This window comes from Oceanipulchritudo coccoides, assembly GCF_010500615.1.
Classification (GTDB): Bacteria; Verrucomicrobiota; Verrucomicrobiia; order Opitutales; family Oceanipulchritudinaceae; genus Oceanipulchritudo; species Oceanipulchritudo coccoides.
Map to the genome: position 1 here is coordinate 383,297 of NZ_JAAGNX010000003.1, position 14,132 is coordinate 397,428.

A 14,132-nucleotide genomic window follows, 5' to 3' on the forward strand; every position below is an offset into this window, starting at 1 on the left:
CCGATTGAGCAAATCAGTCAAGGCTCCGCTGGAGCAGCTTCCATCCGTGTGATTCCGCATGCAAGGCGTCTGAAAGTTCCTTCACCACATCCTGATAATCCTTGTGCTTGGCAAAGTTTACTTTCCCAAGGGGATCAGCTTCAAAATCAAACAGGTCGCGACCCACTAAATTTGCTCCCTTGTTGCTGATCCACTCGATGTAGCGGTAGCGTTCGTTCCGCACGGAATATCCGAAGGCGCCTCGGCTCTTGTAAATCGATGTGCTGACTTCTCTCGGCTTGGCACTTTCATCCTCAAGACATGCAACCAGACTCACGCCTTGCAAGCGCTCTGGCAGCTCCAATCCTGCCAGATCGCACAATGTCGGGAATACATCCGTGAACTCCACTGGTGACACCGTCTTGACCGGCTTCCCCACCCTCGGATCTACAATAATCAACGGCGCACGAACAGCTTCTTCAAACGGCGTGTGCTTTCCCCACAAGCCGTGGTCTCCCAAGTGGAATCCATGGTCTCCCCACAAAACAACAATCGTGTTCTGGGCCTTGCCTGTGGCCTCCAATTCCTCCAGCAACTGTCCGACAAGTGTATCGATCCATGAGATACAGGCGAGGTACCCGTGAATCATTTGGCGCTGCACCGTATCGGGAATGTCCCCCTTGTCGGGAACCCCATCGTATCCACGAGTCTCCTTTGAATCCCAGTATCCATAGCCGGAATTATCCTGGGCTCGTTCCTGAAAGGAGGCCAGCTGGATAGTCTCGGGATCATACAAATCGAAAAAGCGCTGGGGCGCGACAAACGGCAGATGGGGTTTCTTGAAACCCACCGCCAGGAAAAAGGGCTCTTCCTGTTCGGCCATTTTCCGGAGCTTTTCAACGGCTCCCCTGAAAATTCTTCCGTCCGGGAACGCCTCGTCAGGAAGATCGTAGGCTTGGACCACTTCCCGGCTCTTCGGCATTGAAGGAACCGTGCTGGAGGGATTTTCATCATAGGGAAATGTCCATGAAATCTCGTCCCCCTGATTCCGGCTATCGACACAGCGCGGGTCAAAGATTTTCCCAACCCCGGCGGTCACATACCCGTTGTTTTTGAAATGCTGGGGAAGAGTCAGGACATCAGGATTCACATCCCGCATCTTTGTCTTGAGATTGAGGACTCCCGTTGTTTCCGGACGGAGCCCCGTCATGATACTCGCCCGCGAAGGCCCGCAAACAGGGAACTGGCAGGCCGCATTGAGGAAAACAACTCCTTGTTCTGATAGTTTGTCGATCCGGGGAGATTTCACCTGTTCATAGCCATATGTTCCCAGCATTGGCTTCAGGTCATCAACAGCGATGAAGAGAACATTTGGCCGGTTCGCAAAAAGAGCTCCCGCCACCAGAAGGCCGGCCACAGATAGAATTCGATTTTTCATCTTATCTGGAATTGGTTGGGATCAGTAATCAAACTTCGTGGTCTGGTTCCGGTCCTTGACCTTCATTGCCGACTTCCACTCAAGCAGTTCCTTGTAGAGGGATTCCCGAATTGCGGGCAACGATTCAGCTAGATTCTCCGTCTCTGCCGGATCCTTGGATAGATCGTACAGTTCAATTTCCTTTTCACTGAAAAACTCGAGGAGTTTGTAATTTCCCCTGCGGATCACCGCGGCGTTGCGGTCGCCCGTGCTGGTGAGACGGCCCTTGTCGGAGTACCAGAAAAAGGAGCGGTCTTCATTGAATCCGCACTCGCCCTTGATACCAGGGACAAAGCTCACCCCGTCCTCGTGCACGTCTGGCTGAAGTGGCAATTCCAGCATTTGCAGGATTGTCGGATAATAATCCATTCCCGTTATCGGAAAGGATGCTGTCTTGCCTTCCTCCGCGTGCCCGGGCCAACGCACGATGACCGGAACGCGGATACCGCCTTCATACATGTGGCCCTTCCCTGCTCGAAGCGGCAGGTTTGTCGTTGCCAGTTCCCGCTTGTTGTTGATCCCCGCGTTGGAAAGCCCGCCATGGTCAGAAGTCAGGATGATGATGGTCTCATCATAAATCCCCAGCTCCTTTAACCTTTCCACAATCCGGCCAAGGCTCTCATCCACACTTTCCACCATGGCAGCATACCCGGCATTGTTTTGATGGCGAAGATGGCGCCCATCCTTGCCCATGTCGTATTCGGGGCCCTCATACTGGATTGTCTCCACCTTTTCTGAATAGCGCTCAGTCTTGTCCTGCTTCCCTTGAATGGGCGTATGGACGGCGTAATGCGAGAAGTAGACGAAAAAAGGTTCCTCCTGGTGTTCATCAATGAATTCCAGTGTCTTGTCCGTCAGCACATCCGTAAGATACTTTCCCTCATCGTTGTTCAGCACTTCGGGACCAGTCAGTCCCGGTTTATCACTCCCGTATGGTGGAAAATAGGACCCCGGCGCTCCAGCAGATCCTCCAGCAATGTTCACATCAAAGCCCTGTGCCTCGGGAAACTCGTTCTTCTTCTTTCCTATGTGCCACTTGCCGGCAAAGAAAGTTGCATACCCATGAGCTTTAAGCGCCTCCGCAAGCGTTACCCGCTCAGGTTTCATCCGACCGGTATTCTCACCGTCACCTTCTGCACGGCTTGGATGCACGCCGCTCATCATTGCAAAACGTGAGGGAACACAACGGGGAAAGGCGGAATAGGCCTGATCCAGCATTAGTCCATCTCCCGCAAGGGAATCAATACGGGGCGTCTCGTAGAACTCCGATCCGGTCAGCGAAAGATCATGATAGCCCATATCGTCGACTAGAAAGAAGACCACGTTCATTGCCTTCCCCGGAAGGAAATTCATCGCCATGGCCAGAACAAGGAAGAGGAGAGTTTTTTTGATCATTTCAATTGGGGTTTAGAGCGTAAATTCAGGCGATCGAACCGATTTCCAGCAACCTATTACAACAGTGTGCACAATTCTTCAAGTTGCCATATTGAATGAGTCATGTCAAAAGAGACGGGATTAACCCCACGGAGCTATTCACACCATGAAATCCCTTATCCAAAATCCCAGAACACTGTGTATCCTGGCCCTGCTGGCCCCGTTATTGAGCCTGCGGGCAGGCTGGTATTCGTTTGACCGGTCGGGAAACCTGACAGGTGAACCGGAGGCACAGGACCTTCTCATTTTACAACCCGTTCCGGATGGTGGCGAACCGTACGCGGTGGGTCCCGGCTATCAGCGTGAAATTGCGGTTGAGAAAGATACTGTTGCTTGGTCGCTGAAGTTTGAGGCGCGAGCAGCAGGCGGAAAACCGGGTGAGTATAATCACTCTCTTAAGCTCAATCTGTCCACGGGCCCTAAAGCGCGCCCCTTTTTCTTGTGCGGGCCGATCTTGCATGGTGACTGGGAGAGCTATGAAGCCGTCATCCTTCGCAAGGAGGATAACGCCTCTAATGTTGTGTATTTGACGATTGGTTACGGATGGGGCAGCTCAGAAGTGGAGGTGCGTAATGTTGTCCTGACAAGTACTACAGAAAAGCCCGATCCGCAAACAATTCGCAGACAAGGGCATTGGTACAAGGGGCAACAGGCGGATGCGCCATGGCGCGAGCGTGCACAGGAGATGATCGAGAAAAACCGCAAGGCCGCTGTGCAAGTGCGGGTTGTCGACCGGGAGGGCTTGCCTGTTGAAGGAGCCCGTGTTGTTTTGGAACAACAGACGCACGCATATCAGTTTGGAACAGCCGTTGCCACACAGTTGTTCCGGTGGATGGAAGAGGGTCCCGCCGATCCTTCACGAGAGTCTTCCCTGCTCTCCGGAGATGCCCCCGGCAAAGCCAATAAGCGGGCCGAGGCAAGGGCCAACGCCAAACGTTACTTCGAGGAAATTGTCGTGAATTTCAACTACTTCGTGACCGAAAACGGACTGAAAGGACAAGCGTGGGCCGGTGATTGGGCAGGCTTCCGAATTGAGGACACGTTTGCTTCGATTGACTGGCTCCTGTCCAAGGGACTTGAGGGGAAGGGACACGTCCTGGTCTGGCCAGGCTGGAGAAACGCTCCGGAATACATGAAAGCAGCTGCCGACAATCCTGCCGCGTTGGAGGCATTGGTGGAAGCCCACATTGCGGACATGGGAAGCTCAATGAACGGAAAGCTGGCTGCTTTTGATGTCTTGAACGAACCCTTTAACAACAACGACTTCATGAGGATTCTCGGGGATGAGGTGATGGCTGATTGGTTCAAGCAGGCAGAGCAATTCCTTCCGGAGGCTCGACTATGCCTCAATGATTTCCTCCTCTTTTCCAATGGTGGCCAGTGGACGGAAAAGCTCGATTTCTATGATGAGCTGATTGCCAGCCTCCTGAAGGAGGGCGCGCCTTTGGATGTTGTGGGATTTCAAAACCACTACCGGCACAATTTTCTGACAGCGCCTGAGCGTATCTGGGAGCTCTGCGACCGCTTTGGGGAATACGGACTACCGCTTGAATGCAGCGAGTTTGATGTCATTATGGAAGACGAATTACTGCAAGCCGCCTACACCAGGGACTTCCTTACCGCCTGGTTTGCCCATCCATCCACACGCGCCTTCCTCTTCTGGGGATTCTGGGAATCCGCACACTGGTTGCCACAGGCGGCGCTGTTGACCAGTGACTGGCGGGAAAAACCCAACTATCACGCTTATCGAAACCTTGTCTTCAATGAATGGTGGACGGGTTGGGAGGAAGATTTCACCAACAAGGACGGTGCCTGTACCCAGCGGGGATTCCTCGGCAAGTACCGGATCACCGTCACCCATAACGGTGTTTCGAAGTCAATTGACAATCTGGAGCTCGCTAAAGGCGGTCTCGAATTGGTCGTTCGCCTTTAGGCGATCAGCGACGACCCGCGTGCTGGTCAAGCATTTGGTACTTGTTGCGGTATCCCCGGGGTGACATGCCTGTATCCTTCTTGAAGGCACAACTGAGATTGGAGCTGTTGCTGTATCCACAAGAAACAGCGATAAACTCGATTTTATCTTCTGTTTCGGTGAGGAGTCGCTTCGCGTTTTGTATGCGGAGCCGCCTCAGCTCGGAGGCCGGAGATCGGCCAAGATGTGTCTGGAAGGCCTTTTCCAGGCCGCGCTTGGAGAGCTTCGTGTAATCACAAATATCTTCAATCGTGATTGGCTGGCCAAAATTTTCGCGGATAAAACGAATTGCACTGACAACTGCCGGATGTGTCACTGCGAGGACATCCGTACTCTGCCTCCGCACAACGCTGTGCGGGCTGACCTTCTTGACGGGTTCGCTGTTGTCAATTTCCCCTCTCATGAGGCGGTCGAGCTGCTCCGCCGCGCGATAGCCGACTTCAGTCAGGTTTGTGCGGATGCTGGAAAGCGGCACAATCGCGCTTTCACAAAGTAGCTCAATGTTATCCACGCCCATCACGGCCACCTCCTCGGGCACATGGATTCCGTTACGGACACAAATCTCAATCAGGGTTGCGCCAAGATTATCCTGCCCCGCAAAGACCGCCAATGGACGCGGGAGCTGGCTCAGTTTGGTAAAGATATCTTCCTCGTGTTTATGCCAGTCGCCGATCAATTCATCCGGGGTCTGCTTGATCTCATAGAGATGATCCGCCGGAACCCCGCGATTCTTCAGGCTTTGAAAAAATGAATCCCGCCGGACTTTGTTAACCGTCACTTCCGCCCAGGAATAATAAGCAAAATGCGTATATCCACGGGTAAGGTAATGCTCGGCGGCCATCTCCCCAATCTTCTGGTTGTCGACGACCACCCGCGGCACCGACCGCGGCATTTTCTCAATGGTCACATCAACGGTCGGAATGGTCAGATGATCAATAAAGTCGGCAAGACTTTGACCGTAACAGGTGATGGCCCCATCTCCGGGCCAGCCCTTGGGAACGAACCGATCGGAAAGCAGGTACGGCGACATGTGCCATCCCTTCTCCTTGGCATAGTTGAAAACGCCCCGGTACAGACGCTCGTCAAACCAGTCAAAGGCCAGAATAATACTGGGTTGGCTGACTTGCGCTCGCGTCGAGGGGATGACGAAGGATTTGGATTTTTGAGCCATTGTTGGGGGTATTTGGAGATGTGGGAAATTAAATGAGGTGCATTTATTCAATAAAAGGCAATGCTTTTTCAATGATAGAATACCTTGTCGTTGGGTGGGCACAATAGAGGATGGGAGCATAAAAGGCATACAAACAAACACTTTTCCCACCCCACTCCCATGAAATACGGATACTTTGACGACACTGCTAAGGAATATGTAATCACAGACCCGCGGACTCCCGCGAAATGGGTGAATTATATCGGGACTATTCGATTTGGCGGGCTCGTCGATCACACTGGCGGAGCACTGCTGTGCGCGGGAGATCCGGCCCTCAATAGAATCTTGAAATACATCCCCCAATTGCCTGAGTCAGAGCCGAAGGGAGAAACTTTATACCTGCGCATCAGGGAAAACGGTTCATACAAGATCCTTTCACCTTTTTTCACCCCCACCTTGGACGATTATGACGACTTCGCTTGTCATGTCGGTCTCGGATACCAGCGGATTGTATCGCGATCCCATGGTATCCGGACTGATGTCCTGATCTTTGTCCCCAATGATTCCCCGGTTGAAATTCGCGACATCAAAATAACCAATGAAGGCAACAAGCCTGTTGAGATTGATTTGATCCCCTTGGTTGAGTACTCGCACTTTGAGGCATTGAAGCAGTTCACCAATGCCGACTGGGTTCCCCAGACAATGATGTCTGAGGCGGATCGTGATGAAAACGGTCTCCTTATCCTCAAGCAGTTTCCCTTCATGCGAAAGGAAACGAAACACAATTTTTTCACTTCGAATCATCCGGTGGATTCCTTTGAAAGTGATCGGGCTCGATTCCTTGGAAACAATGAATATGCAACTTGGCAGGCGCCTGAGGCTCTGAAAAAGGAGTCCTTTTCCAACTACGAGGCACGACGGGGCAATAACATCGGGGCCCTGCTCCATAAGCTGGGAACCCTCGCCCCAGGCGAGTCAAAGCGAATCATTACCCAGCTTGGCCAGGCTAAGGCAGAAGAAGTGGCCGGCCTTGTCCACCGCTACCGAGATGAAAAGAATGTCGCATCTGCCTTCCGCGAATTAGCCAGTTTCTGGGATGACTATCTCTCCAAGTTTTCCTGTGAAACGCCCGACGAGGCCTTCAACACAACGGTCAACGTGCACAATCCTCGACAGTGTTATATGACCTTGAATTGGTCCCGCTATCTTTCACTCTACCAACTGGGACTGGGTTCCCGCGGCTTGGGTTTCCGGGACAGTTCCCAGGATACAATGGGCGCAGTGGCCGGTGCTCCCGGTGAAGTAAAGGATCTCCTGCGAAAACTCATCAGCGTGCAAAACCCCGACGGCTCGGCAATGCACCAATTCTTCCCGCTTTCAATGGAGGCAACCGAAGGAGATGCACTTGAGGAAGGTCACAAGCTTGTTTATGGAGACGATCACTTGTGGTCAATCCTCGCAGTATGCGCCTACGTGAAGGAGACCGGGGACTATGATTTTCTCCGGGAAAAAGTGACATTCTATGACAAAAAGCTTCCGCTGGAAAAGAGGGCAAGCGCCCCTGTCCTGGAGCACCTGCTTCGCGCCTTGGACTACACCAAAACCCACACGGGGATGCACGGACTACCGCTTCTGGGGTTTGCCGATTGGAATGACACGGTCAATCTCCTGGGTGATGCGGAAAGCCTTTTCAATGCCCACCTCTATGGAAAAGGATTACTCGAGATAATGGATCTTCTGGAATACCTCGGGGAAACAGCCAAGGTCACCGAACTCCGGGAGGACTATGAAGTCATGAGAAAGCATGTGAATGAACATGCATGGGACGGCGAGTGGTTTATTCGCTACTTCACCGAAAAGGGCGAACCCATAGGCTCCTCCTCAAATACCGAAGGAAAAATCTACACTAACGCCCAATCGTGGGCGGTCCTTTCCGGATTTGCCGAAGGAGAACGCGTAAACAAGGCTCTGGACTCCGTTTTTACGCATCTCAACACGGCCCACGGAATCAAGCTCAGCAGCCCGGGCTATACTCGCTTCGACTCCGAAATCGGTGGTGTCTCCACCTACCCTCCGGGTGCCAAGGAAAATGGCGGTATTTTCCTCCACTCGAATCCCTGGGTGATGATTGCCGAAACCATGCGGGGAAATGGAGATCGTGCGTACAAGTACTATCTCCAGATCAATCCTGCCGCCAAGAATGACGATATCGATACATACGAGATTGAGCCGTATGTCTACGCACAGAACATCCTTGGCGACGAACATCCGCAGTTTGGCCTCGGCCGTAACAGCTGGTTGTCAGGAACCGCATCATGGACATATCAGGCAGCGACTCAGTACATTCTCGGCATCCAGCCAACTCATCAGGGCTTGCGTATTGATCCCTGCATTCCGTCCGCATGGAATGGCTTCAAGGTCCGGCGTGTCTTCCGTGATGCAACTTACATCATTGAAGTGGATAATTCCGAAAACATTTGCAGTGGAGTTGCCACGGTAGAACTGAACGGAACACTGTTAGATTCAAACACAATCCCCGTCCAGGAACCGGGTTCGGAAAACAGGGTTGTCGTAACTATGAGAAAAGCCACTAGCAATGCCGACGCCCCTCCGATTGCACGGGCAGCAACTGTTAGTTAATTCGCCCATTGATTCCGGTCGAGACAGGACCGGTTCTCACATTTCATACCCCCCCCTTAAAGTAATACCCCATGCAACTGAAGCTTGTCCCCATATCCCTGCTAACTCTCTGTTCTCTAACGAACGCACACCTTGCCGCAGAGGACCAACCCAACGTCCTGTTCATCGCGATCGACGACCTGGTGACGACAATCGGCCCCTACGATGATCCCCATGCCATCACGCCTGCCATGGATTCCCTGGCAAGCCAAGGCACAACATTCCGGAATCACCATTGCCAATGGCCCGTTTGCGGACCTTCCCGGGCAGCCCTGACAACCGGACTGCTCCCCGAAGAGACAGGCGTGATGGGATTCAGACCGATCCGGGCAATTCTGCCGGATGTCATCACGCTGCCCCAGCACTTTCGCAACAACGGATACGAAACCGCCGCTACCGGGAAATTCCACGATCCAAGAACCGTCGGCAATATTGTCGACCCCAACAGCCAGACCACAGACGGGCGCAACATTGACGATCCCGCTTCATGGTCCATCCCTTATGTTCGGGCTGACGCCGGGTATTCTCCATCGGGTAAACCAGCTGTGGATGACTCCCTGGCCGATGAAACCCAACATGGCGACTATAAGATTCTCGATGAGGGCAAAGCGCTTCTCGATATTCTTGAAGGAGGCACCAAGCCGTTCTTTCTTGCTGTTGGATTCAAAAAACCGCACCTCCCGTTCATCGCACCGGCGGCCGATTGGGCCCTTTATGACCGCAACCAGTTCAGCCCGGCCCCATTACAGGATTTGCCCTTCAACAGCAGTAGTTATGTGGATGCGACCCTCGGGGATAATGACGAGCTTTTGGGATATGAACCCTACGATGTGACAGGACTTCCCACGGATGAACAACAGAAGGAATTAATTCATGGGTATTATGCCTGTGTTTCCTTCATAGATTCGCTTGTCGGAAATCTCCTCGCTCATTTGGCAACAAAATCCGACCCGCTGGATCCGGCTAAGAACATGTCGGAGACAACCATCATCGTCCTTTGGGGCGACCACGGATTTCATCTTGGAGACCATGGAAAATGGGCCAAGCACACAGTGATGGAACGCGCCACCGCCGCTCCACTGATTATATATGATCCCCGCAACCCAGCCGGTGGTGTAATGAATTTTCATCCCGCCAACTCGATTGATATTTATCCGACCCTCGTTGAATTGGCCAACCTCCCGATTCCAGAACAACCGCTCAACGATACCATCACCACGGGACGTCCCTTGCGCGGAAGCAGCCTGGCCTCAATGTTGCACGATTCCGATGCCGCTGTGAACAGTGGTGCCATTACCTATATTTCACGCAATGGCGGTTATGGTTATTCCTATCGTAGTGACCGGTATCGCTACATAGAATGGGTAGACTCTTCAAATGTTGTTCAGGCAAGGGAGCTATATGATTACAAGATGGATCCCTTTGAGACGAGGAACGTCATTGATGATCCTGCCAATGCAGCAATTGCTTATCAGCTTTCCCGTTCCATGCGGGCCGAAACAAGCTCAAGAGGGGCCGACAGGATGCAAGGATCTGCTCCTATCCCGGCAAGCGGGGCGGAAATCACACTGGGGAACGGCTATCTGCCGGGTGTCAAAATCGAGGCCTCCTCAGCCAGCGGATCACCCATGGTGACCTTGGATTGGCCGGGAGCGACTGGTGTCTCCTACGACATCATGAGCAGCACGACACTTGCCCCTTCCAGCTGGAGCGCCTCGCCTGATGGAATCTCAGGAGATCAAATCGTTGTTCCCCTGAATGGAACACGCCGGTTTTTCCAGATCGCAATCGGCTCAAACACCCCACCCTTGTTCAACAGGAATGCCATTACAGCTGATGACGCTGAGGTTGACGCCTCTTACAGTTTTGAGCTGTCAGCATTTGTTGAGGATCCGGATGTTGGTGACTCTCTCACATTCAGCAAAGTATCCGGCCCCATTTGGCTCACCGTCGCACCAAGCGGAACAATCTCCGGCAACCCTCTCACGGGTGATCTTGGGGTGCATTACGCCAAGGTCGAAGTGGCAGACGCGAGTGGTGCGATTGACCTTGCCGAGGTATGTCTATCCGTTGTTCCTGCCGGGCCTGCAACGCAAACCGACACATTTTATGCAACCGACGACACCTTCGCCAAGCTAAGTAATACGACGCTTATCCCAGGCGGGCAGGCTGTCTTGGAAGTGCGTCAGGACGGAGCCAGTATTTTCACCCGGATCACTTATCTTAAATTTTCTGTCTCCGGTATTGGCACGGTTCAGGAAGTGCGGCTGTATCTGCATTCCAATACAGAGACAGATCCTGTCAATGTACACCTTGTTACCGACACGTCATGGAGCGAAGGCTCATTGAATTGGGACAACCGTCCTCCATATTCGACGCTTGTCGGCTCGGGCATCCCGACAGCAGGAGCATGGTTATCAATTGACATCACTCCCGCTATTTCGAGCGACGGAACTTACTCATTCGCTCTCGACGAACAAGGAAACTCACTCGGAAAATTCGACAGCAGCGAAGCCGGATTCACTCCCTATATTGAAATTGTATCAATCCCTTGAGGTCTTACCTAAATATATGAAAATTCACTACACAATCTCCCTAGCTTCCCTTTTCTTCGCTGTTTCGCTTTCCGCGCAGGATACCGTCGTCCTCCATAACTGGCAATTCAATGATCCGGCAAGCACTCCCGTCTTTGACGGCGCCCTAAACACCGGCCAGGAAGCTGGTGCTGATTCTGAGGACTGGCTCGGCACATCCACCGACGGGGCCGGCAACTGGCATGTCACGGGCACGACCGGCAACAAATTCGGGGGATACTGGCTTCAATCCACGCAGCTCCCGTACCAAGCGGATCAGGTCATTGTTGAGTGGGCTTACTCGTCCTGGGATTGGGGCTCGGCGACCCTCAGTCCGAATATCGGATTCGGCCTTCTAACGCCTGTTTCCGGGGAAAACGGATCCGCGACGATTTTGAGAAATGGAACCAGTCTGCGCGTACGGGATTCAATCAGCACAGATGTTATTAATTTCCAGAGTAACACGATTGACAGTTCGGCAATCCCCTCCCCCCGGGTTCCCCTCGACCAGAGTACTGGACTTGAAATCCCCGGGGCCCCCGCCCTCGCAGCAGGAGACAGCTTGAAATTTCGTTACACAGTCGATTTCTCCGGCACAACGGCAACATACACAATCGACTATGGAATAAATAGTGGGGCCTACTTCACCATCTTCACCGGGACCTGGCCGTGGGGCCAAGTTGATGCCGTCCGCATCCAAGCAGCCAATGCTGAAGTGAGCAACAGCATCAAAGTCGATTACTTGAAGGCAAGTGCTGTTAGTGCTCCCTCCACTGGCGGAAGTGGATCAACCGATTTTTCTGCTAGTATCCAGCGTCGCGCTCTGGGAATAAATCAGTTTCTGATCACCTGGCCTTCCAGGACGGGCATGACATATTCAGTACAATCCAGCTCAGACCTGTCCGGATTCGGAGACCAGTCAACGGGCTTACAGGCGACTCCTCCATTAAACGAGTGGTGGGTCGACTTTGATCCAAGCGGTGGGCCATGGTTTTACCGGGTTGGCCAGATTGAACCACCTGCCACAGGAGCAAGAGCCGCCGCACAGGCATTGAACAAGCGCTTGTTCCGTGGAAACAACTTCATGGCGTCGAAGTCCATGAATGACCAGGGGGCCGAGGAGGATTACGCCCTATTAAATGCCTCCCATTTTAATCACTGCCGTATCGGCTACAAGATGGACGAAGTGGCCGGGCCCGCTCCGGGCCACCTCATTCCCGCCAGCGAAATGAACGTCCTTCAGAAGATGGTCGACTGGTGCCTTGATGAAGGCCTCATTGCTATTGTTGATCCGGTTCATAATTGGGCCAACAACAACGACCCTGCCCAGGAATACAATGACACCCCAGAAGACCGCCTGAAGCTCCAGCGTATCTGGGAACAGGTGGCCGCCCATTTCGCCGGCTATGACCTCGATAAGGTCGTCTTCGAGATCATGAATGAACCGCACGGTGAGGATAATGTCGCGACGATAATCAATATTGGACTCACTGCCATTCGCGGAGTCGCCGGCAACGAGGAACGCATTGTCATTGTCTCCGGCGACGGCTTCTCAACGCGCCAGGCCCTCATCGATGCGTTGGATAATGACGAAATCCCCAGCAATGACAATTACCTGATCGGCACTTTCCATTATTACGATCCAAGGCCCTTTACCAAACAGCTTAATGAGGACATAAGCTGGGGAACCCCAGCCGAATTTTCGACAACGCCATCTGACTTTGATGAAGTCGTTGCGGCAAATGAAGCCTGGGCCACGCGAAATGCGACCGATCCCCTGCCCCTCTACCTCGGGGAATTCGGGGTCAATAATGATGCCGACAACTGGAACGAAGATCGCGAACGCTGGCTCAGCTGGATTCGGATGCAGGCGGAAGCCCGGGATATTTCATGGGCTCACTGGAACATGTACAATAATTCCGATTCCTCAAAGGGCATGGGGCCGTGGACTAGTAGCGAACAAAATAATCCATCCCTGCGGACATTTGATGCGGCCCCACTTGAGGCGCTGGTCGGACGGTACGAATTTGAAGACGGCTCTACCGGAGGCGGTGTTGTCAGTTCAGACCTTCTTCCGGGATTTACCGGCAGCGGTTATGCCGCCTACCCGGAAACCACCGGTTTGGGAACCTGGGCCAGGGTTGACGGAATCTATATCCCCACAACGGGAAGCTACGTCGTGAATATTCACTACGCCTCAGCAATTGAAAGAACTGTCCGTCTGGTCTCAAGTGCTCAAACCTTGACCAACGTCGTCTTTCCCTCAACCGGAAGTAACGACAGCTGGGCAACGCTTCAGGTTGAAATCAATTTCAGCGGGAGCACCAGTGCGGATATCGGAAATGAAAGCCTGAAGGTTGTCGCAGATCCCGATGTTGGACCAAACCTCGATTGGCTCCACGTAACGGCGCCTAGTCCATAGAATACACTTTCTCATTGGTTTAAGGCAAACAATCACCGAGATAACACATTGAAAACTGTCTCATTCGCCCAATCGTATAAACAATCATGAAAAAATACCCTATCAAAATCACAGTAATCACACTCCTTGGCAGCCTCTTTGCCTTGAGCATCGCCTCAGCCGAATACAGCTGGGCCAATAAGAAATGGGGCGAGCTGTCCGACGTCGAAAAGAAGGCAAAGGTCTTCTTGAAATGGGATACCGACGGTGACAGCCAGCTGAATAAGGCAGAGTACACCGAAATGACCCGGGTCCAATTCGAGAAAAACGGCAAGGAAGGTTACCAAAAAGCTGCCGAAAAGCGTTTTCAAAACAAGGATACCAATGAAGACGGATTTGTTTCCTTTGAAGAGCAGAACAATATGAAACTGCCCGAATAATTGATTGTTAGTTTATCCCTTAAACCC

General features: G+C 52.7%; 8 protein-coding genes. 5 read left to right on the forward strand and 3 right to left on the reverse strand.

The features are described 5' to 3' along the window. Positions 1-13: 13 nt before the first annotated feature. Both G0Q06_RS12130 and G0Q06_RS12135 read right to left on the reverse strand, forming a co-directional pair. On the reverse strand, positions 14-1,417 hold the full coding sequence (locus G0Q06_RS12130) for a sulfatase (RefSeq protein WP_163966413.1): 1,404 nt from the start codon (positions 1,415-1,417) through the stop codon (positions 14-16). 21 nt (positions 1,418-1,438) lie between these two features. After that, on the reverse strand, positions 1,439-2,851 hold the full coding sequence (locus tag G0Q06_RS12135; RefSeq protein ID WP_163966416.1) for a sulfatase: 1,413 nt from the start codon (positions 2,849-2,851) through the stop codon (positions 1,439-1,441). Positions 2,852-2,996: 145 nt separating this feature from the next. On the opposite strand from G0Q06_RS12135, the gene G0Q06_RS12140 reads away from it, so the two are divergent. After that, entirely contained in the window at positions 2,997-4,823 is a 1,827-nt protein-coding gene (locus tag G0Q06_RS12140; RefSeq protein WP_163966419.1) for an endo-1,4-beta-xylanase, read from the forward strand. Positions 4,824-4,827: 4 nt separating this feature from the next. On the opposite strand, the gene G0Q06_RS12145 is transcribed toward G0Q06_RS12140, so the two are convergent. Continuing rightward, on the reverse strand, positions 4,828-6,033 hold the full coding sequence (locus G0Q06_RS12145) for an AraC family transcriptional regulator (RefSeq protein WP_163966423.1): 1,206 nt from the start codon (positions 6,031-6,033) through the stop codon (positions 4,828-4,830). Positions 6,034-6,192: 159 nt separating this feature from the next. Between G0Q06_RS12145 and G0Q06_RS12150 the strand changes: the two genes are divergently transcribed. From G0Q06_RS12150 to G0Q06_RS12165, 4 genes are all read left to right on the forward strand, one after another. Next, positions 6,193-8,652 carry a glycoside hydrolase family 94 protein gene (locus tag G0Q06_RS12150; protein WP_163966426.1) on the forward strand — a complete coding sequence of 820 codons (2,460 nt, stop codon included), beginning with the start codon at positions 6,193-6,195 and terminating at the stop codon, positions 8,650-8,652. Positions 8,653-8,723: 71 nt separating this feature from the next. Beyond that, positions 8,724-11,246: a sulfatase-like hydrolase/transferase gene (locus G0Q06_RS12155; protein WP_163966429.1), complete on the forward strand. Its 2,523-nt coding sequence runs from the start codon at positions 8,724-8,726 to the stop codon at positions 11,244-11,246. A gap of 16 nt (positions 11,247-11,262) precedes the next feature. Continuing rightward, entirely contained in the window at positions 11,263-13,686 is a 2,424-nt protein-coding gene (locus G0Q06_RS12160; RefSeq protein ID WP_163966432.1) for a cellulase family glycosylhydrolase, read from the forward strand. 86 nt (positions 13,687-13,772) lie between these two features. After that, complete coding sequence (locus G0Q06_RS12165) at positions 13,773-14,105, forward strand: EF-hand domain-containing protein (RefSeq protein WP_163966435.1); 333 nt, start codon at positions 13,773-13,775, stop codon at positions 14,103-14,105. The last annotated feature ends 27 nt before the right edge of the window (positions 14,106-14,132 follow it).

Excerpts from the sequence above, each read along its gene's own strand:
- G0Q06_RS12155 (WP_163966429.1), top strand. The coding sequence starts at position 8,724 with ATGCAACTGAAGCTTGTCCCCATATCCCTGCTAACTCTCTGTTCTCTA.
- G0Q06_RS12165 (WP_163966435.1), top strand. The coding sequence starts at position 13,773 with ATGAAAAAATACCCTATCAAAATCACAGTAATCACACTCCTTGGCAGC.
- G0Q06_RS12160 (WP_163966432.1), top strand. The coding sequence starts at position 11,263 with ATGAAAATTCACTACACAATCTCCCTAGCTTCCCTTTTCTTCGCTGTT.
- G0Q06_RS12135 (WP_163966416.1), bottom strand. The coding sequence starts at position 2,851 with ATGATCAAAAAAACTCTCCTCTTCCTTGTTCTGGCCATGGCGATGAAT.
- G0Q06_RS12140 (WP_163966419.1), top strand. The coding sequence starts at position 2,997 with ATGAAATCCCTTATCCAAAATCCCAGAACACTGTGTATCCTGGCCCTG.
- G0Q06_RS12130 (WP_163966413.1), bottom strand. The coding sequence starts at position 1,417 with ATGAAAAATCGAATTCTATCTGTGGCCGGCCTTCTGGTGGCGGGAGCT.
- G0Q06_RS12145 (WP_163966423.1), bottom strand. The coding sequence starts at position 6,033 with ATGGCTCAAAAATCCAAATCCTTCGTCATCCCCTCGACGCGAGCGCAA.
- G0Q06_RS12150 (WP_163966426.1), top strand. The coding sequence starts at position 6,193 with ATGAAATACGGATACTTTGACGACACTGCTAAGGAATATGTAATCACA.